This window comes from Pseudoclavibacter sp. JAI123 (assembly GCF_013409665.1).
Classification (GTDB): domain Bacteria; phylum Actinomycetota; class Actinomycetes; order Actinomycetales; family Microbacteriaceae; genus Pseudoclavibacter.
The window spans coordinates 2,398,458-2,418,780 of the sequence record NZ_JACCCM010000001.1; the positions used below are offsets into that span (position 1 = coordinate 2,398,458).

General features: G+C 69.5%; 23 protein-coding genes. 17 read left to right on the forward strand and 6 right to left on the reverse strand.

What is annotated here, in order from left to right; all coding sequences use genetic code 11:
* Positions 1-55: 55 nt before the first annotated feature.
* From HDC34_RS11230 to HDC34_RS11240, 3 genes are read right to left on the reverse strand one after another with little or no spacing between them, the layout of a single operon-like run.
* Positions 56-496, reverse strand: a complete 441-nt coding sequence (locus tag HDC34_RS11230) for a thioredoxin family protein (RefSeq protein WP_179556901.1) — start codon at positions 494-496, stop codon at positions 56-58.
* Positions 497-549: 53 nt separating this feature from the next.
* Entirely contained in the window at positions 550-981 is a 432-nt protein-coding gene (locus tag HDC34_RS11235; protein WP_179556902.1) for a thioredoxin family protein, read from the reverse strand.
* Positions 982-992: 11 nt separating this feature from the next.
* Positions 993-1,484, reverse strand: coding sequence for a DUF4395 domain-containing protein (locus HDC34_RS11240; RefSeq protein ID WP_179556903.1), 492 nt, complete (start codon positions 1,482-1,484; stop codon positions 993-995).
* A 195-nt stretch (positions 1,485-1,679) separates the two neighbouring features.
* Between HDC34_RS11240 and HDC34_RS11245 the strand changes: the two genes are divergently transcribed.
* Positions 1,680-2,609, forward strand: coding sequence for an aldo/keto reductase family oxidoreductase (locus tag HDC34_RS11245; RefSeq protein ID WP_179556904.1), 930 nt, complete (start codon positions 1,680-1,682; stop codon positions 2,607-2,609).
* A gap of 204 nt (positions 2,610-2,813) precedes the next feature.
* Here the strand turns inward: HDC34_RS11245 and HDC34_RS11250 are convergent, their stop codons facing one another.
* A complete protein-coding gene (locus HDC34_RS11250) occupies positions 2,814-4,277 on the reverse strand; it encodes an FtsX-like permease family protein (protein ID WP_257023106.1) in 1,464 nt (487 codons plus the stop codon).
* On the reverse strand, positions 4,274-5,023 hold the full coding sequence (locus tag HDC34_RS11255; protein WP_104252958.1) for an ABC transporter ATP-binding protein: 750 nt from the start codon (positions 5,021-5,023) through the stop codon (positions 4,274-4,276). Before HDC34_RS11255 ends, HDC34_RS11250 begins: the two co-directional genes overlap by 4 nt.
* Positions 5,024-5,153: 130 nt before the next feature.
* On the opposite strand from HDC34_RS11255, the gene HDC34_RS11260 reads away from it, so the two are divergent.
* The 15 genes from HDC34_RS11260 to HDC34_RS11330 all read left to right on the forward strand — a co-directional run bounded on the left by HDC34_RS11260 (position 5,154) and on the right by HDC34_RS11330 (position 19,039).
* Positions 5,154-6,515 (forward strand): deoxyribodipyrimidine photo-lyase, encoded by a 1,362-nt coding sequence (locus tag HDC34_RS11260; RefSeq protein ID WP_179556905.1) that lies wholly within the window; start codon positions 5,154-5,156, stop codon positions 6,513-6,515.
* A gap of 123 nt (positions 6,516-6,638) precedes the next feature.
* On the forward strand, positions 6,639-7,058 hold the full coding sequence (locus HDC34_RS11265; protein ID WP_179556906.1) for a VOC family protein: 420 nt from the start codon (positions 6,639-6,641) through the stop codon (positions 7,056-7,058).
* Positions 7,059-7,112: 54 nt separating this feature from the next.
* A complete protein-coding gene (locus HDC34_RS11270) occupies positions 7,113-7,499 on the forward strand; it encodes a DUF4342 domain-containing protein (protein ID WP_179556907.1) in 387 nt (128 codons plus the stop codon).
* A gap of 116 nt (positions 7,500-7,615) precedes the next feature.
* A complete protein-coding gene (locus HDC34_RS11275; protein ID WP_104312548.1) occupies positions 7,616-8,443 on the forward strand; it encodes an NAD-dependent epimerase/dehydratase family protein in 828 nt (275 codons plus the stop codon).
* Positions 8,444-8,510: 67 nt separating this feature from the next.
* Positions 8,511-9,311 carry an AraC family transcriptional regulator gene (locus HDC34_RS11280; RefSeq protein WP_308807315.1) on the forward strand — a complete coding sequence of 267 codons (801 nt, stop codon included), beginning with the start codon at positions 8,511-8,513 and terminating at the stop codon, positions 9,309-9,311.
* Between the two features lie 266 nt (positions 9,312-9,577).
* Positions 9,578-10,615 (forward strand): iron-siderophore ABC transporter substrate-binding protein, encoded by a 1,038-nt coding sequence (locus tag HDC34_RS11285; RefSeq protein WP_104311718.1) that lies wholly within the window; start codon positions 9,578-9,580, stop codon positions 10,613-10,615.
* A complete protein-coding gene (locus HDC34_RS11290; RefSeq protein ID WP_104311717.1) occupies positions 10,612-11,658 on the forward strand; it encodes an iron ABC transporter permease in 1,047 nt (348 codons plus the stop codon). The genes HDC34_RS11285 and HDC34_RS11290 overlap by 4 nt, the downstream gene beginning before the upstream one ends.
* A 50-nt stretch (positions 11,659-11,708) precedes the next feature.
* On the forward strand, positions 11,709-12,767 hold the full coding sequence (locus HDC34_RS11295; RefSeq protein WP_257023271.1) for an iron chelate uptake ABC transporter family permease subunit: 1,059 nt from the start codon (positions 11,709-11,711) through the stop codon (positions 12,765-12,767).
* Positions 12,764-13,624, forward strand: coding sequence for an ABC transporter ATP-binding protein (locus HDC34_RS11300; protein WP_104311716.1), 861 nt, complete (start codon positions 12,764-12,766; stop codon positions 13,622-13,624). The genes HDC34_RS11295 and HDC34_RS11300 overlap by 4 nt, the downstream gene beginning before the upstream one ends.
* A 54-nt stretch (positions 13,625-13,678) precedes the next feature.
* Entirely contained in the window at positions 13,679-14,140 is a 462-nt protein-coding gene (locus HDC34_RS11305; protein WP_104311715.1) for a LexA family transcriptional regulator, read from the forward strand.
* Positions 14,133-15,437, forward strand: coding sequence for a Y-family DNA polymerase (locus HDC34_RS11310; protein ID WP_179556908.1), 1,305 nt, complete (start codon positions 14,133-14,135; stop codon positions 15,435-15,437). The genes HDC34_RS11305 and HDC34_RS11310 overlap by 8 nt, the downstream gene beginning before the upstream one ends.
* A gap of 197 nt (positions 15,438-15,634) precedes the next feature.
* Positions 15,635-17,182, forward strand: a complete 1,548-nt coding sequence (locus tag HDC34_RS11315) for an HNH endonuclease signature motif containing protein (protein WP_179556909.1) — start codon at positions 15,635-15,637, stop codon at positions 17,180-17,182.
* A 163-nt stretch (positions 17,183-17,345) separates the two neighbouring features.
* Positions 17,346-18,068, forward strand: a complete 723-nt coding sequence (locus HDC34_RS11320) for a DsbA family oxidoreductase (protein ID WP_308807316.1) — start codon at positions 17,346-17,348, stop codon at positions 18,066-18,068.
* A complete protein-coding gene (locus tag HDC34_RS11325) occupies positions 18,065-18,253 on the forward strand; it encodes a hypothetical protein (protein WP_104311710.1) in 189 nt (62 codons plus the stop codon). Before HDC34_RS11320 ends, HDC34_RS11325 begins: the two co-directional genes overlap by 4 nt.
* Before the next feature lie 36 nt (positions 18,254-18,289).
* Entirely contained in the window at positions 18,290-19,039 is a 750-nt protein-coding gene (locus tag HDC34_RS11330; RefSeq protein WP_104311709.1) for an SGNH/GDSL hydrolase family protein, read from the forward strand.
* Positions 19,040-19,100: 61 nt separating this feature from the next.
* Here HDC34_RS11330 and HDC34_RS11335 read toward each other — a convergent pair whose 3' ends face one another.
* On the reverse strand, positions 19,101-19,619 hold the full coding sequence (locus tag HDC34_RS11335; RefSeq protein WP_179556910.1) for an SRPBCC domain-containing protein: 519 nt from the start codon (positions 19,617-19,619) through the stop codon (positions 19,101-19,103).
* A 360-nt stretch (positions 19,620-19,979) separates the two neighbouring features.
* Between HDC34_RS11335 and HDC34_RS11340 the strand changes: the two genes are divergently transcribed.
* Entirely contained in the window at positions 19,980-20,225 is a 246-nt protein-coding gene (locus HDC34_RS11340) for a hypothetical protein (RefSeq protein WP_179556911.1), read from the forward strand.
* Positions 20,226-20,323: the final 98 nt, after the last annotated feature.

Here is a 20,323-nt window from a genome sequence, read left to right on the forward strand (position 1 = left end):
GTCGAGCGTCACGCGAGGCCCGCGAAGCTCTGGGACAGCGGAGGCAGCCGCCCGGTCAGCGCACGCTGAGCTCGATGAGCTGCGCCTCCACCGACTCGCGCAGCGGCGCCCCGTCGAAGCGGCCGGCGCGGTTGCCGTGGGCGTCGAGCAGCAGCACCGTGGGAGTGACGACGATGTCGTACGGCAGCACGAGCTCCGGGCGGATGCTCGTGTCCACCTCGGCGAGCACGACCCCCGCCGAGGTGGCGGCGACGTCCTGCAGCATCCACCTCGTCACGGCGCATTCGGGACTGTCCGGGGCGGTGAAGAGCACGATGGTCGCGCGGCGACCCGGCAGCACGCCCTCTGGCAGCAGTTCGAGGTCGATCTCCGACTGCTCGGGCTCCGGCTCCCCCTCGCCGTCGAAACGGCTCACACCGCGCCTCGCGACCCAGCCGACCACGGCCACGATGAGCACGAGTGCCATGATCACGAGCAACACCACTGATGCGTCCACGCGGACAGCCTCGCATATCCGGGGGTCGAACGGTGAGGTCTGTGGCGCCGGGATCAGGCGCTCAGCTGCTGGAGCTGCGCCTGCAGCTCGGCTCGCCTCGGCGGCCCGCCGATGCGAGCGACCCGCGTGCCCGCGTCGTCGAGCACCAGAACCGTGGGCGTCTGCCTCACGTCGTAGCTGCGCGCGAGGTCCTGACGATCGGTGAGGTCGACTTCGGCGACGACCACGCCGGGCGTCTGGGCCGCGAGGTCCTCGAGCATCCGCTTGGTCGCGGGGCATCTGGCGCAGAACGCGGTGGAGAAGAGGATGAGCGTTGCGCGCTCCCCCTGCGGCGGCCCGTCGGCGAGCAGGTCCAGGTCCGGGGCACCGTCGAGCTGCTGGGCTGCGCGCTTCAGGCGCCCGCTCGTGCGCTGCATCGCCACTCCGACCACGGTGGCGATCACGACGAGCGCACCGACGAGCAGCGCAGCGGTGGTGGCGTCCATGCTGGTGCGGCTCAGCCCTGCGCAGCCCGGCGGCGGATGATCCCGCCGCGCAAGAGCAGCACGTACAGCTGGCAGCCGAGGCAGTAGCCGAAGACGGCGTTCAGGAACGCCGCGATGAACGCGGCCCCCGCGGCGACCGGCACGGCGAGCGGCACCCCGAGGAGGTGCAGGATGACGCCGCCCAGCGTGACCGCGAAGCCGACCCCCTGCGCGAACGTCGGCGGGGCCGCGTCCTCAGTCTCGGCCGGAGGGGCGAGACGCGGCCGGATGAAGCGGGCGAAGAAGCGGCCGTACGGGTGGCGCTGGATGCCCGCGAACGAGCCCCACGCGAACAGCGCCGACAGCGCGACCAGGAGGAGAAACCCTGGCTGCACGACCCGGTCGGGGAACGAGGCCCCGGCCGGTGCCACGAGGCCGAGATACACCGTCACGAGAAGGAGCAGCGCCGAGATGGCCGCGCCGAAGCGCGGCCCCCGGGGGTCGATTCGAGTCTGTGCCGACATGATGCTCCGTCGTGGGGGTGGCTTCTGGAGGATGCTCCTGGAACGCCCCGGAAGGGTGCGCTCCTCTCGACGGCGGATGCCGTGCCGAAAGGCTAGGCGTGTGCGGCGAGCGGGGGAACGACTGTGACGCTCCGCGACGCCCGAAGTCCTCGATGCAGCCAGGTTCCTCGGCAACGGAGTTGAGATGATGCCAGCATGAAGACCTTCACACTCCCGCAGACCGACGTGCGTGCATCCAGCATCGTGCTCGGCCAGATGCGCATCATGGACCTCGACGACGAGCAGCTGCGCACCCTGGTCGGCACGGCCCTCGACGCCGGCGTCAACGTCATCGACCACGCCGACATCTACGGCGGGGAACGCCACGCCTGCGAGCGCCGCTTCGGCGAGGCCATCCGCTTCTCCCCCGTCGAGCGCGAGAACGTGCTCATCCAGTCGAAGGTCGGCATCCGCGAGGGCTACTTCGACTTCTCGGCCGAGCACATCATGCGCACCGTCGACGAGTCGCTCGAGGCCCTCGGCACGGAGTACCTCGACGTGCTCCTCCTCCACCGCCCCGACACGCTCGTCGAGCCAGACGAGGTCGCCACGGCCTTCAGCGAGCTCCACAACCGCGGCAAGGTCCGCCACTTCGGCGTCTCCAACCACACGCCGGGCCAGGTCGACCTGCTGAAGTCGGTCGTCGCGCAGCCGCTCATCATCAACCAGGTGCAGCTGAGCGTCACGCACGCCCCGATCATCGCGTCGGGCATCGCCGCCAACATGGTGGGCCTCGACCAGTCCATCGACCGAGACAACGGCATGCTCGACTACGCGCGTCTGAACGGCATCACGCTGCAGGCCTGGTCGCCATTCCAGAAGGCGTTCTTCGACGGCGTCTTCATCGGCGACCGCGAGAACTTCGCCGATCTCAACGACGTCCTGGATGCGCTCGCCGAGAAGTATGGGGTCACGCCGACGGGCATCGCGACGGCCTGGATCACCCGCCACCCCGCGAACATCCAGGTGGTGCTCGGCACGACGACCCCGTCGCGCGTCGCAGAGTCGGCGGCTGGCTCGGACGTGCATCTCACGCGCGAGGAGTACTACAGCATCTTCACGGCGGCCGGCCACACGCTGCCGTAGCCCGCGCTGCCGGCGCGAGGCCGCCGCTGGCCACCTGGCGCCGCTGACGCCTCGCAGAGTTGTGGCCCGTTGCTGTTCCCGAGTTCGGGAACAGCAACGGGCCACAACTCTGAGATGCGGGAGCGAGGTGCGCGCGGGACCGGAGCGCGGACCGCGAGCGTAGACCGGAGCGCGGACCGCGAGCGTAGGCCGGTGCGCAGGCCGTCAGTCGACGGCGAGGGCCGCGACCGGGGAGACGCGCGTCGCGCGGCGAGCCGGCAGCAGCGACGCCGCGACCGTGATGAGCAGCGTCACGAGCAGCACCGCCGCGACCGTCACCCACGGGATGCTCGGCATCATGAGGCGTCCCACCATGGACCCGAAGGTGGCCTGCGCGCCCACCCACCCGTAGAAGACGCCGAGCAGCAGGCCGAACAGCGCCGACGACGCGATCATGGCGACGGCCTCGGTCACGATCATCCGCCGCACCTGCCCCGCCGTGAACCCGAGGGCCCGCAGCAGGCCGAGCTCGCGCCTGCGCTGCATGACGCTCAGCGACAGCGTGTTGACCATGCCGACCGCGGCGAGCAGCACCGAGAAGCCCAGGAGCACGCTCATGATGGCCGTCGTGACGTCGATGACCTGCTCGAACGCGGCGTACATCTCAGGCTCCATCTGTCCGAACTCGAGAGTGATGGTGCGGAACGTCTCCGTGGCGACGGCGAACATCGTGACGAGCGTGATGCCGATGACGAGGCCGATCACCGCCCGGCTGCTGCGTGCCGGGTTGCGCACGGCGTTGGCAGCCGCGAGCCGCGTCACGGGGCCGCGCCCGAGGGCCCTCCCGGCGAGGCTCATGAGGGGCGGGAGGATGACGGGCGATCCGATGACGACACCGACGAACGACAGCATGCCGCCGACGACGCTCACGAGCACACCGGTCGGGCTGGAGAGGCCCAGGTAGACACCGCCGACGAGCATGGCGACGCCCAGTGCGATGAGGATGACGGCCGTGATGCTGCGCCCGCGCCCTGCGCGCAGCTCCTGCATGGTCGGCTCGGCCGTGGACGAGGTCGCCGCGATCGGGGACACCGAGAGGACCCGGCGCGAACCGACCCAGGACGCGGTGATCGTCGCGGCGGTCACGGCGATGACGGGGGCGAGCACCGCGGGATGCACGATGGGGAACGCGAACGGCTCGAGTGCCCCGTTCATGATCGCGAGCTGCGCACCGAGGGCGGTCAGCCCGACGCCGAGGACGGCTCCCGCGAGCGCGCCGGATGCTCCCTGCACGAGTCCCTCGCGGACGGTGCGGGCTCGGAGCGACTTCCCCGAGGCGCCGATGAGGCGCAGCAGCGCGATCTCCTTCGTGCGCCCGGCGATGACGGTCGCGACCGAGTTGGAGGTGACGACGGCGCCCACGAAGAGGGCGATCGTGAAGAACAGGGCCGCGACGGTGCCGAGCACCGTCGCGAGCTGACCGATCTCGCTGAGACCCATCGCGTCGAAGTAGGCGGCGAGGTCGGCGACGATCATGATGAGCACCGTGCCGAAGGCGGCCGAGAGGGCAGAGACCAGCACGACGGCCGCGCCGCCGCTGTTCTGCTGCGACTCCGGGGCGCGGCGCGGCTTGCCGGCGCTCCTGGTCCCCGCACTGCTCGCAGCGGTCGCGGTTCCGGCGGCGCTCATGCTGCGGTCTCCATGGAGAGCATGAGGTTGGAGATCTCGGCGGCGCTTGTGCGGGGCCGGTCGGCGACGACCTTGCCGTCGGCGAGGAACACGACACGATCGGCGTGGCTGGCGGCGATCGGGTCGTGCGTCACCATCGCGATCGACTGGCCGTACTGACTGCTCGCCGTGGAGAGCAGCGAGAGCACCTCTCGCCCCGTCTTGGAGTCGAGGTTTCCCGTCGGCTCGTCGGCGAAGATCAGCTTGGGCCGTGTCGCGAGGGCTCGCGCGATGGCGACGCGCTGCTGCTGCCCACCGGACAGCTCGTAGGGGCGGTGCGCGAGTCGCTGCGCCAGGCCGAGGGTCTGGATGAGGTGCGTGATCCACTGCTCCTCGTCGCGGGAGACGGACCGGCCGTCGAGGTCGAACGGCAGCATGATGTTGCCTCGCACATCCAGCGTGGGCACGAGGTTGAAGGCCTGGAAGATGAAGCCGACCGCTCGGCGTCGGAGCACGGTCAGCTCGGCGTCGTTCATGCCCGTGATCTCGGTGTCGCCGAGAAACACGCGGCCGGAGGTGGCGCCGTCGAGCCCCGCCATGACATGCATGAGCGTCGACTTGCCGGAGCCGCTCGGGCCCATGATCGCCGTGAACTCGCCGCTTCGGATGCCGAGGCTGACGCCATCGAGGGCCGCGACGCTGCCGTGGGTGCCGTAGATCTTTCGAACGTCGACGACGCTCGCGACAAGGGAGGATGTGGTGTTCATGTCCACGACGCTACGGATGCGCCCCGCTCGGCCGCGTCCGCCCCTGGTCGCCCGCGCATGGTCCTCTGGGATGACACTGCCGCGCCTCGCGTCCAGCCTCCGGCCGAGGTTCGAGCAATAGCCTTGGCGCATGGCCTCCCCTACGCTCGTCTGGTTCCGTGACGACCTGCGCCTCCACGACCACCCGGCGCTGCACGTCGCGCTCGAACGCGGCGGGCCCGTCATCGCGCTGTTCGTGCTGGATGAGGAGTCCCCCGGCGTGCGTGCGCTCGGAGGGGCAGCGAAGTGGTGGTTGCACCACAGCCTCGATGCCCTGCGCGCGAGCCTGGACGAGATCGGCGGCTCGCTGGTGCTGCGGCGCGGGCGCGCGGAGGAGATCGTGCCGAGCGTCGCCGAAGAGGCTGGCGCGGGGCTCGTCGTCTGGAACCGCCGCTATGGCGGGGCCGAGCGCGACATCGACGCACGCATCAAGCAGGGCCTCATCGATGGCGGTGCCGAGGCCCACAGCCTCCCCGGCTCGCTCCTCACGGAGCCGTGGCAGATCCAGACCGGGCAGGGTGAGGCGTACCGCGTGTACACGCCCTTCGCCAACGCCTGCCAGAGCCGCTTCGACAATGAGCCCCCGCGGTTGCCCCTGCCGGCACCGGACGCGCTCCCCCGCGGCTCGAAGGCGACCTCGCTCGACTCCGACGCGCTCGACTCCTGGCAGCTGCTGCCGACGAGGCCAGACTGGGCCGAGGGACTTCGGGAGGAGTGGACGCCCGGAGAGCGGGGCGCCCACGACCGGCTCGAGGAGTTCCTCGACGGGGTCGTCACCGACTACAAAGCGGACCGCGACCGACCGGACCTCGTGGGCACGAGCCGGCTCAGCCCGCACCTCCGCTGGGGTGAGATCTCCTCCGCGCAGGCCTGGCACGCCCTCGATGGGCGCACCGGAGAAGGCGCCGCGACCTTCCGTCGCGAGCTCCTCTGGCGCGAGTTCGCCTGGCACACGCTCTACAGCTTCCCCGAACTCCACACGCGCCCCTGGCGCGCGTCCTACGAAGACTTCCCGTGGCCGGAACTCGACCGCGACGCGCTCGAGGCGTGGCAGCGGGGCACCACCGGGATCCCCATCGTGGATGCGGGCATGCGGGAGCTGTGGCGCACCGGCAGCATGCACAACCGCATCCGCATGGTCACCGCCTCTTTCCTCACCAAGCACCTGCTGACCGACTGGCGGCGCGGCGAGGAGTGGTTCTGGGACACGCTCGTCGACGCCGACCAGGCTTCGAACCCGTTCAACTGGCAGTGGGTCGCGGGTTCCGGAGTGGATGCCGCCCCGTACTTCCGTGTCTTCAACCCGGAGCGCCAGGCCGAGCGATTCGACCCGCACGGGGCCTATGTGCAGCGCTGGGTGCCTGAGGCGGGAACCGACGAGTATCCGGCACCGATCGTGGGCCTGAAGGAAGGTCGCGAGGCTGCGCTCGCGGCTTGGCGGGAGGTTCGGTGACCTGCATCCCGCTGCAAGAGCCGTGACTGTCCGAACTGTCGGTGGCCGGTGCTACATTGCCCGCACGTTCGAGTCGCAGGGGACTCGAGCGCCGCAGGACTCATGCACGAAAAGGGGAACACCATGGTTGAGTACCGCATCGAACTCGTCGGCCTCCCGGTCGCCGACGTCGACCGCTCGCGAGCCTTCTACGGCGACACGCTCGGCTGGCCGGTCGACCACGACCAGGTGGTGAGCGACGAGATCCGCTTCGTGCAGGTCACACCTCCCGGCTCCGCCTGCTCCATCGCCTTCGGCAACGGCATCAGCGACATGCAGGCCGGTTCGCTGCGCGCCCTCCAATGCGTGGTCACCTCCATCGAGGAAGCGCACGCCGATCTCACGCGCCGCGGCGTCGAGGTCAGCCCCATCGACGACCAGCCCTGGGGGCGCTTCGTGTACTTCGCGGACCCGGACGGCAACACCTGGTCGATCCAGGAGCTGCCCGACTACTCGAAGATGGCCGAATGGCAGGAAGAGCAGGGCGCTGGAGCGCCCAGCTGACCGGCCTCCACGCAACCCAGCAGTCCCACCACAACCGAAAGAAGGACGCAGAACATGACTGAGAAGAAGAACGGCTACGAGGAGTTCAAGGTCTCCGGCGAGAACCTGCTCGGCAAGGTCAAGGAGCTCATCCACGAGGGCAACGTGCGTCGCGTGTTCATCAAGAACGACGACGGCACCACCCTCCTCGAGATCCCGCTGACCGCGGGCCTCGCGGTCACCGTCGTGGCGGCCGCGCTGGCCCCCGTCCTGGTCGCCGTCGGGGCCATCGCGGCGCTCGTGACGCAGGTGACGGTGGGCGTCGACCGACGTGAACCCGGATCCGGGTCTGACGCGGACGAGAGCCCCGTGGGCGCCGATGGTGTCCCCAAGACCGACTCCGTCGCGCCCGCACCGACGGCGCAGGCAACCGACCCCGACCTGGGCCCGACGACGTCCTAGCCCACTGGGCCCTCGGGAACAGACCACGACCGCGGGCTCTGCGACGACCCGGAATGCCGACGGCATCCGGGTCGTTGCACCCCGCAGTCCACTTCGACACGACGGAAGGCGACCACATGAAGGTGTTCCTCACCGGGGCGACCGGTTATATCGGCTCTGCAGTGCTTCGGGCGCTCCTCGCGAATGGTCACACCGTGACCGCCGCGGTGCGCACCGAGGAGAAGGCGGCAGCCGTGCGGGAGGCGGGCGCGCGGGCCGTCGTCGTCGACCTCACCGACCGCGTCGCCCTGGCGCCGCTGCTCCGCCAGGCGGAGGGCGTCATCCACACGGCGTCGGCGCCAGACGTCGACCCGGTCTTCGTGCCCATCGTGCTCAACGAGCTCGTGCACTCCCCCACCCAGTTCGTGCACACGAGCGGCATCTGGCTGTTCGGGAACAACCCGGCCATCACTGAGGAGTCCGAGCCTGAGCCGCCCGAGATCGTGTCGTGGCGCGTGCCTCTCGACCGACAGGTCATCAACAGCAACGTCAACACGGCCATCGTCGCGCCCGCGGTCGTCTACGGGGGGCAAGGTGGTGTCACGCAGCTCCTCGCCGGGAACGGGTCGGCTCCGACAGCTCTGGTCGGCGACGGCGGCCAGCGGTGGACGCTGGTGCACGTCGACGATCTGGCTGAGCTCTACGTGCGCGTCCTCGAGAAGGGCGCCGCCGTCGGCTACGTCATCGGTGCGAGCGGGGAGAACCCCACAGTCCGGGAGATCGCCGAGTCGGCTGGCCCTGGCACCCAGGTGCTGGAGGAGGCTCCGGATGCGAGCCGCGAGCGCCTGGGCGCACCCTTCGCCGATGCGCTCCTGCAGGACCAGGCCGCGACTGGCGCGTACGCGAAGGCGGCCTACGACTGGGCGCCATCGCACGGCGACTGGCTGAAGACGGAGCGTGCCTGACCTCGCCAGGAACGGCCGGACACGCGCCCGCACCAGCACCCGCAGGTCGACTCCGTAGGCTTGCCCCGTGTTCCCCCTGAAGCCAGTGGATGTGCCCGACGTCGACCGGCGCAGTCTTCCCGTCTTCGAGGCGGGCTCCATCGACGTGCCGTACGTCATCGACGGCATGGACGAGGCCATCAGTCGGAACACGTTCTGGGAAGAGCATTCGCATCCGACGCACGAGCTCATCTGGAACACGCGGGGCGCCTCCTCACTGACGGTCGGCTCCCGCACCTGGACTATCACGCCGACTTTGGGCCTCTGGATCCCGGCTGGCGTCCGCCACACGGCTTGGACGCCAGCCGGCACCTGGTACCGGACCGCCATGTTCAGCGTGCAGAGCACCGCCCCCATCGCAGACGGCCCGGTCGCCGTCGACGTGACCGACCTGCTGCGCCTCCTCCTCGACCGACTGGCCGAGCCGAGCCTCGAGGGCAGTTCGCGGGCGACGACCGAGGCGATGGTGCTCGACGTGCTCACCCCATCCCCGCACGAGCTGCTCCTGCGCATCCCCGACTCCGAGCTCTTGGCTCCCATCGTCGAGGCGGTCCGTGCGGATGTGCGGGATGCCGGCACGCTCGAAGCGTGGTCGGCGCGGCTCGGGGTGAGCTCGCGCACCATTACCCGTCAGTTCCGAGCCGAGACGGGTCTCGGCTTCAGTCGCTGGGTGGCCGCGTTCCGAATCCAACGCGCGATCGTGTTGCTCGCGGACGGCGACAGCATCGACGAGGTGGCGATGACGGTGGGGTTCCGCTCGGCGAGTTCCTTCGGGACGGCGTTCAGACGGGTGACCGGGACGAGCCCCGGTCAGTTCCGCGTGCGGTGACGTCGCGCGCCGAAACGCGCACGGTAGTCACCCGCACCTCCATGCGGCAGCCTCACCGGATCGTGTCTGTTTCGCGAAGATTCGTGTCGTTTTGGCTCGATTGCAAAGCAGACCCGCGTCGCCTAGCTTTGGTAAGGCACGCCTAACCGGACCCGCTCTCGGGTCGAGGCTGCCATCGACTTCGACGACCCGTCCGCCGTCGCTGCCGTACTGCGGCGGCGATCACTGTGCGGGAAGCTCCTCAGGTCCACCCCCGAAAGGACACCATGCCCCGCGCCTCCAAGCTCGTCGCGCTCGCCGCGACCGCGTTGCTCACCGCAGGCCTCGCCGCCTGCTCGACCTCCCCTGCCGCCGACACCGGCGCGGAGCCCGGTTCGGCGAGCGGCGACTTCACGCCGATCACCATCGAGCACGCGCTCGGCACGACCGAGATCACCGAGAAGCCGGAGCGTATCGCGACCGTCAACTGGGCGAACCAGGAAGTCCCCCTCGCGCTCGGCGTCGTCCCCGTCGGCATGGCCCGCGCGGACTTCGGCGACGACAACGGCGACGGCATCCTCCCCTGGGTGAGCGAGAAGCTCGACGAGCTCGGCGGCGAGACGCCCGTGCTCTTCGACGAGACCGACGGCGTCGACTTCGAGGCCGTCGCCGACACGAACCCCGACGTCATCCTCGCCGCCTACTCGGGCCTCACGCAGGAGGACTACGACACGCTCTCCGAGATCGCACCGGTCGTCGCCTACCCGGAGACGGCCTGGGCGACCTCGTGGCGCGACATGATCCGCCTCAACAGCCAGGGCATGGGCCTTCAGGCCGAGGGTGACGCGCTCATCACCGAGCTCGAGGGCGAGATCGAGGCCACGGCCGCGAAGTACCCGTCCATCCAGGGCAAGAAGACGATGTTCCTCACGCATGTGGACGAGACCGACCTCAGCCAGGTCAGCTTCTACACGACGCACGACACGCGCAGCGCCTTCTTCGAGGACCTCGGCATGACCTTCCCGCAGAGCCTCGTCGATGCCTCCGCGAGCACCGACCAGTTCTCGCAGACCATCAGTGCCGAGCAGACCGACACGCTCGCCGACGTCGAGATCATCGTCACCTACGGCGGCGAGGAGCTCGTCCAGACCCTCCAGGGCGACCCGGTCCTCTCGCAGATCCCCGCCGTCGCGAACGGCTCGATCGTCAACCTGCCGGGCACCGAGCCCCTCGGTACGGCCGCGAACCCCACGCCGCTCTCCATCTCCTGGATCCTCGACGACTACGTCGCACTCCTCTCGCAGGCAGCCGACAAGGTCCAGTGACCCTCACCGCTCCTCCCGCAGCCGCCGGGGGTGTCGCCACCGTGCGACGCCCCCGGCGGTTGCGGGCGCTGTGGTTCGTCCTCGCGCTGGCCTCGTTGGGGGCGCTTGTCGTCGTCTCCGTCATGATCGGCTCGCGCGACGTCAGCTGGGCGGATGCGGTGGCCGCGCTCGGCGGTTCGACCGACGGCTTCGACGAGGCCGCGGTCGCGAAACGCATCCCGCGTACCTTCCTCGCCGTCGCGGTGGGCGCCGCACTCGGTGTGTCCGGCGCTGTCATGCAGGGCGTGACGCGCAACCCGCTCGCCGACCCGGGCATCCTCGGCGTCAACATGGGAGCATCCCTCGCCGTCGTCACCGGCATCGCCTACTTCGGCCTGACCTCCGCGTCCAGCTTCATCTGGGTCGCCATCACGGGCGCCGCCATCGCGGCCGTCTTCGTCTACGTGGTCGGCTCCCTCGGCAGAGGCGGCGCGACACCGCTCAAGCTCGCACTCGCGGGCGCGGCGACCTCCGCGGCGCTCGCCTCATTCGTGACGGCCATCATCCTGCCCCGCGGCGACATCAGCCAGAGCGCCAGGTCGTGGCAGATCGGCGGCGTCGGCGGCGGAACCTGGGACAGCATCTCGCAGGTGCTCCCCTTCCTCGTCGTCGGGTTCCTCATCAGCCTCCTCTCCGCGAAGGGGCTCAACTCGCTCGCGCTCGGCGACGACCTCGCGGCGGGCCTCGGCGAGAAGGTCGCGCTCACTCGAGGCGCCGCGGCCCTCGGCGCCGTCATCCTCTGCGGTGCCGCCACCGCCGTCACGGGACCCATCGCGTTCGTCGGCCTCGTCGTGCCGCACGCCTGCCGCCTCATGTTCGGCGTCGACCACCGCTGGGTGCTGCCGTTCTCCGCCGTCGTCGGCGCGTCGCTGCTGACGGGGGCCGACGTGCTCGGGCGGATCCTCACGCGCCCCTCCGAGATCGACGTCGGCATCATCACGGCCATCATCGGAGCCCCCATCTTCATCTGGATCGTCCGTCGCTCGAAGGTGCGTGCCCTGTGACCGCAACGCGTGCATCCGGGCAGCGTTCTCCCGCCTCGTCCCCGAAGTCCCTGGCACCGTCCTCGCCGAATTCGGCGATCGAGGCGACAGCCCGCGCCGTCGCCGCCAGCCGCGGCCGACGCGCGGCGCGCCGCCGCCTGCTCATGCTCGTGCTGGTCACGCTCATCGCAGCCGTCTTCGTGTTCTCGCTCATGTACGGGCAGACGTTCTACGGCATCGACCAGGTCGTCGCCGTCATCCTGGGCCAGGACGTGCAGGGCGCGACCTTCACGATCGGGCGCCTCCGGCTCCCCCGCGCCGTGCTCGCGATCCTCGCCGGCCTCTCGTTCGGGCTCGCCGGCGTCACCTTCCAGACCATGCTGCGCAACCCGCTCGCGAGCCCCGACATCATCGGCATCTCCTCCGGCGCGAGCGCTGCGGCCGCGTTCGGCATCATCACCCTGTCGCTCGGCGCGAGCGAGGTGTCGTTCTTCGCGATCTTCGTCGGGCTCGGCGTCGCGATCCTCATCTACGTGCTGTCGTTCAAGGGCGGCGTCACCGGCACGAGGCTCATCCTCATCGGCATCGGCATCGCGGCCATGCTCGACAGCATCACCAACTACGTGCTCTCGCAGGCGGCGCAGTGGGATCTGCAGGAGGCGCTGCGCTGGCTCAACGGCAGCCTGAACGGCGCATCCTGGAACGCCATCACGCCGGTGGCCATAGCGGTCGTCGTGCTCGTGCCCATCCTCCTCGCGCAGAGCCGCAGCCTCGCCGCGACGCAGCTCGGCGACGATACGGCGGCCGCCCTCGGGGTGCGCGTCAACCGCACGAGGCTCGTCGTCATCGTCACCGCGGTCGGCGTGCTGTCGTTCGCGACGGCCGCTGCCGGCCCCATCGCGTTCGTCGCCTTCCTGGCCGGCCCCATCGCCGCGCGCCTCTTCGGCGGGGGCGGTTCGCTCCTCATCCCCGCGGGGCTCGTCGGCGCGCTGCTGGTGCTCGTCGCGGACCTCGTCGGCCAGTTCCTCCTCGGCACCCGCTACCCCGTCGGCGTCGTGACCGGCGTGCTCGGCGCACCGTTCCTCATCTACCTGATCATCCGCACGAACCGCGCGGGAGGCTCACTATGACCGCAGACCACACCCTCCTCGTCGAGAAGCTGAGCCTCGGCTACGGCGACCGAGTCGTCATCGATGAGCTCGACCTCCTCGTGCCGCCAGGCAAGGTCACGGCCATCGTCGGCGCGAACGCGTGCGGCAAGTCGACCCTGCTGCGCTCCATGTCGCGGCTCCTCTCGCCGCGAGACGGGCACGTGCTCCTCGACGGCAAGGAAGTGCACAAGACGCCGGCGAAGCAGCTGGCACGGATGCTCGGGCTCCTGCCGCAGTCGCCGATCGCCCCGGAGGGCATCACGGTCGCCGACCTCGTGGGCCGCGGCCGCCACCCGCACCAGAACCTCCTCTCCAGGTGGAGCCACGACGACGACCTCGCCGTCGCCGCTGCCCTCGAGGCGACCGAGACGACGGCACTCGCCGACCGGCACGTCGACGAGCTCTCCGGCGGGCAGCGCCAGCGTGTGTGGATCGCGATGGCGCTCGCCCAGCAGACCGACCTCCTGCTGCTCGACGAGCCGACGACCTTCCTCGACGTCAGCCACCAGGTCGAGGTGCTCGACCTGCTCACCGATCTGAACCGCTCGCGGGGCACCACCATCGTCATGGTGCTGCACGACCTCAACCTGGCCGCACGCTACGCCGACCACCTCATCGCGCTCGCCGACGGCGGACTCCACGCGGCCGGTCGGCCCGGTGACGTCCTCACGGTCGACACCGTTCGCGCCGTGTTCGGCCTCGAGAGCCTCGTCGTCGAGGACCCCGTCTCCGGCCGGCCCCTCATGGTGCCGATCGGACGACACCACGCGCCGGGCGCATCCGTCACGCACTCCGAAGGTTCATCCGCGACAATTGGTGCTCGCACAACCGTGTGATGCACGCGCGCCGACACCGGGCCCGCCTGCCGGACGAAGGACAGGAGGCGGCGCATGAGCGATGCAGGCGTCGAAGTCCTCGCCTCCGTCTCGCTGCCCGCTGAGGGCGCGAGCAGCTCGGAGTCGCGGGCGCCGCTCGCGGAACGTGCCGAGGAGGCCGTGCCCGCCGGCTTCCCATCTCCCGCGCAGGGCTACTACTCGGGCCCCGTCGACCTCAACCGGCACCTCATCAACGATCCCGCTGCGACGTTCATCGTGCGCGTCAGCGGTGACAGCATGATCGGGGCCGGCATCTTCGACGGCGACGAGATCATCGTCGACCGATCACTCGAACCGCACGACGGCAACGTCGTCATCGCCGTCGTCGATGGCGAGCTCACCGTCAAGCGCCTTCGATTCGACCACGGCCGCGTACGGCTGGTGCCCGAGAACCCCGCCTACGCCGACATTGTGCTCGAGGAGCTCAGCGAGCTCACCGTGTGGGGCGTCGTCACGAGGTGCCTGCACCGTGTCTGAGGCGAGCCAGACTCGCGACGCGCCACAGTCATCGATCGCGATCGTCGACGCCAACAACTTCTACGCATCCTGCGAGCGCATCTTCGACCCGAGCCTCGAGGGCACGCCCATCGTCGTGCTCTCCAACAACGACGGATGCGTGATCGCGCGCTCAGAGGAAGCGAAGGCCGCGGGAATCCCGATGGGCGCCCCCTGGCAGGCCATCGCGCCGGAGGCCGCGATGAAGGGCGTCGTCGCCCGCTCGAGCAACTACGAGCTCTACGGCGACATCAACGCGCGCACAATCGAGCTCCTCGGCCGGTACACGCCGTCGCAGGAGGTCTACTCGATCGACGAGAGCTTCATCCGCCTTCCGGGCAGCCGCGCGGAGGCGCTCGCCGTCGCGCGCGAGATCAGGGTCGCCATGCGCAAGCTCATCGGCATCCCCGTCAGCATCGGCATCGCGCCGAGCAAGACGCTCGCCAAGCTCGCGAACCGCGGCTCCAAGTCCGAGCCGTCGCTCGGCGGGGTCTGCCACCTCGACGCCTACGGTCGGGAGCAGCTGAGCGGCATCCTCGGCACGATCGACGTCGGCGATGTGTGGGGCGTCGGCCGCAAGATGGCCGCGAAGTACGTGGGACTCGGCATCCGCACCGCCCTCGACCTCCGCGAATCGTCGCCGACCGCGATCCGGCGACGCTACGGGGTCGTGCAGGAGCGTGTCGTGCAGGAGCTCCGCGGCATCGACTGCCTCCCCATGGATGAGGTGCCGTCGGAACGCGAGCAGATCCAGTTCTCGAGATCGTTCGCCGTGCCCATCTCGACGGTGCAGGAACTCGAGGAGGTGCTCTCCGTGTACACGCAGCGCGCCTCAGCCCGCCTGCGGTCCCAGGGCTCGCTGGCCCGGGCGATGAGCTGCTACGCGGCCACCTCCCCCTTCCGCGAGGGGCACGAGTCGCATGCCGTGTCCGTCGCCTTCCCCGAGCCGACGGACGACCCGGTGGTGCTGTTCCGGGCGGCCGCCACGGCCCTGGGCCCGCAGCTGCGCAGCGACCTGAAGTACGTGCGCGTGGGCGTCTCGCTGTTCGAGTTCGTCGCTCGCGACTCGTACGCCGCGCTCGACATCTTCGGCGAGCGCAGCGAGGACCGGCGCGTGGGAGAAGCCCTCGACGCCGTCGCCGCGAAGTTCGGGCAGGAGTCGCTTGGCCTCGGCGTCGCCGGTCTTCGAGGTGGACGCAGCTGGACGATGCGTCGCGAGATGATCTCGCCGCGCGCCACGACGCACTGGGATGAGCTGGCCGTCGTCAAGGCGGAGTGAGTGCGGGGACCCCGGAGTTACAGCAAGTTCACTTGCTTGAACTGCTCGCCTTCGTGGCATACATACGAACACAGCTCGCTGAAGTCGCGTCCAGATCAGGTGATAGCCAGCGCGTGAGCCCGTGGAGAGCAACTCACGGGTGAGGAAGTTATCCACGAACCCGCAGAATGTCGGTGGTGCTCCGTAGGGTTGGGGGCATGCAGCAGCACCGCGATGGCCACGTTCCGGACCTGGGGTTCGATCCCTCGGATCCGGGGTCGGTCGCGGCGCGGCGGTCGGAGGTTCTGGCTCTGGAGGAGGCGGCTGCGGCGATGCTGGCGGCTGGCACCGCGCTGCAGTTGCGGGCGCACGCGGCGGCGTACGAGTTCGGGCACGCACTCGATGTCGCTGAGGGATGCGCGGAGTCGGCGATGCACGTGAGGTCGATCGCGAACGAGGTGGGGCTGCTCGTGAAGCTCGCCGCTGGCACCGCGCAGGGGCACCTCGCGTCCGCGTCGGTGACGTTACGCGAGTTCCCGGCACTGGCCCTCGCGCTCGAGGAAAACCTGGCGACTCCCGCGCAGGTGACCACGCTCGCGAGTGTCGGGTTGAAGGTGAACCATGCGGACCCCGCCGAGCAGGCGCTGCGGCGCGCGGAATTCCTGCAGGTCATGCTGGAGCGGGTGCGGGTGGAGCCGTTGCCGCCGAGAGCGTTGCAGAAGGCGGCCGAGCGGGTCGCGGAGGAGCTCACCGGGGAGTCCATCGACGAGCGCTACGAGCGAGCGAAGAAGCGCCGCCGCGCGACGGTCGAGGATCTCGGCGACGGCGTGAGCGTGCTCTGCGTGCTGATGAGCTCGTTCGTCGCGAACGCGGTCCTGGACCGGGCACGGAAGCAAGGGAAGGCGATCATCAAGGCCCGCCCCAAGCCCGGCGCGCAGGCGGCAACCGGAGCGGGCGCAGCAGCCGACGCGAACGCGAACCCGTCGAACGCGGCGAGCGGTGGAGACAGCACGGCCCTCGCGCCCGACGAACGCACCCTCGATCAGGTCATGTCCGACGTCATCGCGGACATGCTCCTCACGAGCGACCCCATGGCGGCGAGCCTCGCGAAGGGCATCCAAGCCATCGCGCACATCAGCATCCCCGCGACGACGATGCTGGCCGGCCCCAACACCGGCGGCCCAGGCAGCACGGGCCTTGCCCCGGCGCTGCTCGATGGCATGTCCCCCATGCCGCTTGAGGAGGCGAAACGCCTCGCCGCCACCGCCCCAGCCTTCATCCGCGTGCTCACGCACCCCGTGACGGGCGCAGTGCAGGCCGTCGACTCGTACAAGCCGACCACGGCGATGCGGGCGTTCCTCCAAGCCCGCGACATCCACTGCCGCTTCATCGGCTGCCGACAACCCGCAGCCAGATGCGAACTCGACCACACCAAAGACCACCAATACCGCGGCGAGACCGCCGTCTGGAACCTCAGCGATTTCTGCCTCGCACACCACATCGTGAAACACCACACCGCCTGGAAAGTCCGACAACTCGGCGGCGGCGTCCTCGAATGGACCACACCCAGCGGGAAGATCTACATCGACCGACCCGAACCCTACGACGTGATCTTCAGACCAAGCGACGAGCTCCCACGGATGGCTTCGGGGAGCCCAACGCCCGGAGCAGCATCAGCGACGGCGACTACGACGACGACGGATGACCACCCGCCAGGGGATGACCCGCCTCCGCGCCAACACGCTCCAAAACCACCGCCTTTCTAGGCTCGCCGGTTGCGAGAGAGCATGGCGAGATGGTTCCTGTCCGGTGCGGGCAGCCGAGTGGGGGTATCTGCGAAGGGGGCCCGGAACAGCTGCGAACGGCAGCTGGGAACAGCTGCGAACGGCAGCTGGGAATAGCTGCGAACGGGCGCCTGTTGCATCGCGTGTGACGACAGCAGCGCAGAACGCACCCCAGACCTCTCCGCATGCCAGCCCAGAGCAGGCACCGATCCGCATCGACATCTGGTCGGACATCGCGTGCCCCTGGTGCTACATCGGGAAGCGGAAGCTGGAGAGCGGTATCGAGCAGTTCTCCGCGTCGGGCGATGCCCCGGCCGTGGAGATCGAGTACCACAGCTACGAGCTCTCCCCCGATACGCCCATCGACTTCCACGGGTCGACGACCGAGTACCTCGCCGAGCGCAAGGGACTCCCCCTCGTGCAGGTGGAGCAGATGCTCGACCGTGTGACCGGCATCGCAAGAGACGTCGGCCTCGACTACGACTTCGACTCCGTGCAGCACGTGAACACTGTGCGCGCCCACGAGCTCATCCACTTCGCCAAGGCGAACGGCCGCCAGCTCGAGGCCAAGGAACGCCTCCTGAAGGCCTATTTCGTCGAAGGGCAGGACCTCAGCGACATCGGCGTGCTCGCCGACCTCGCAGAAGAACTCGGCCACGACCGGGCCGCGGCCGTCCACGCTCTGGAGGAGCGTGTGCACCACGACGACGTGCTCGCCGACCAGCAGCAGGCGCAGGCCTACGGCATCCAGGGCGTGCCGTTCTTCGTCATCGACGGCATGTACGGCGTCTCCGGCGCGCAGGAAGCAGCAACCTTCGCGGAGGTCCTCGCCAAGGTCACGAGCGACCGCGACGAGGCGAACGCATGAACGCCGAGACCGGCATGAGCGACACCAGCACGAGCGACACCAGCACGACTACGACCACGACGCTCGAGGAGCTGCCAGGAGCAGGCGCAGCGGCCCCGGCCGACGGGGTCGCGCCGGCCGCCGGTGGCTTCACGATGCTCGGCGTCGCGGGCACAGCCTGCGAGGGCGACTCCTGCCTCATCTGAACGTCACCTCGCCTCCGGTGTGATGGACTCTCCCGCATGGGATTCACGAGTTTCGCGGCCGTCGGAGACAGCTTCACCGAGGGTGTCGGCGACGAGCTGCCGGATGGACGCGTTCGTGGGTGGGCCGACCTGGTCGCGCAGGGCCTCGCCGTCTCGTCGGCGGAACCGGTCAGCTACGCCAACCTCGCGATCCGCGGTCGTCTGCTCGACGCGATCCTCGAAGAGCAGCTTCCCGCCGCCATCGCGCTCAAGCCACAGCTCCTGAGCCTCAACGGCGGCGGCAACGACATCCTGCGCCCGCGCGTCTCCATCGACGCCGTCGCCCAGCGCCTCGTCGACGGCGCCAAGCAGGCCCTCGACGCGGGCATCCATGTGATCCTCCTCTCGGGCGCCAACCCCTCCGACCACCTGCCGATGGGCAAGCGCATCAGCGCCCGCGGTGACGCCCTCGCGGCCGCCGTCCACGCGAAGATCCCCGCCCAGCCGGGCCTCACCTTCGTCGACAACTGGGCAGACCCCGAGCTCACGCACCTCGACTACTGGTCGCGGGACCGCCTCCACATGGGCGTCAGCGGGCATCAACGAGTGGCGGCCAACGTGCTCGCCGCCCTCGACGTTCCCGCGCCGGACTTCGGCCCCCGCGCCCCGAGCATCCAGCGCCCCCGCAACTCCGCGTACTGGCGCGAATACGTCCTCCCATGGATCGGCCGGCGCCTCACCGGGAAATCGTCGGGCGACACCCGCACGGCCAAGTACCCGACGCTCGAACGCGTCATCACCGAGTAGGCAGCCGACACCACGACCCCGAAGGCCGCAGCGCCGGTCAGGGAGACCCGGGCTTGGCCAGTTACCTGTAGAACCCTTCGCGGAGACGAATACCGTGCTCGAGCCACACCTTCATGGCCGCGAGCATGCCCGTCCACCCCATCGAGTTGCCAAACGCAGCCTTCGCACCGGCATCGCTCAGGCGCCAGGCCGCCTCGCTGATGCGCACCCTCGTGCGGGATCCGTCGTCAACAGGATCGAACTCGAACGTCGTCGTCGTGAAGCCTTGCCTCGCGCTGTCCTCATCGGCCTCCCACCGGACGACGATGCGGCTCGGTGCAACCGCCTCGATGACGTCGACGGGGAACGCCCCAGGGAAGTCCGCGAAGTCCCACTGCACCTCCGCTCCGGCCTCCAACCGCCCCTTCGCGCCTCCCGTCGTGAAGTACTCGGAGAGGACAGAGGGGTCGGCGACCGCCTCGTAGACCTCTCGCACACGCTTCGAGATGAAGCCCGAAACCGTGAAACCAAGCTCCGTCAACTCACCGCTCTCGCTCGCGCCGCCATCCTCGCCGACGCTGCTCTTCGTGCCATCGCTCATAAAAAAACCCTCTCACTCAGGCTTTGTGCCGTATAGTCGTGGAGTCGACGCATGATCACCCCGCTTCTCGCGGACATTCCAGATCTTGCCAGTCGCCATCCGCGCCACCGGATCCGTGGCCACCAGGACCCAAGTCCGAGACGCCGTTCCACTCAACAGCAGACACTGCTCGCGAAGACGCTCTCCACGAGAGCACACGGCTGACCAGCACGCGCCCACCCAGGCGCACACATGCTTGAAATACCGCGCCCCGCCAACGCAGGCGGGCTGCGCCGCAACGAAACGAAGATTCGCATCACACTCGCACTACCATTCACTCTGCCCGCACCTCGAGTCTCCTGGCGACAAGCCGACGACGACGTGTACGCGGCAACCATCAGCGACGAGTTCGCTGGCTTCATCACGATCGCAGACACCGGTCTGCACACGCTGCAGGGCCCTCAAGGCCAGAGCATCGGCGACTTCGGGACGCTCGACGAAGCCCAGGAGGCACTCGCCGCAGCCCTGTTCCCGCTCGAGCACGACCAGTCCGACGTCGCGGCAGCACGACCGCGTCGCCGCCGCGCGGGCCGACGCAGCGCCGTTGGCACGCGCACTGCCGGATAGCTAGGCGAACTGCTGGATAGAGCTTCCGGCGCAACGGCCCCTCGAACGGGGCCGCCGAGGAGTCAACGCCGTCGCCGACAGCAAGTAGCCGCAGCCCA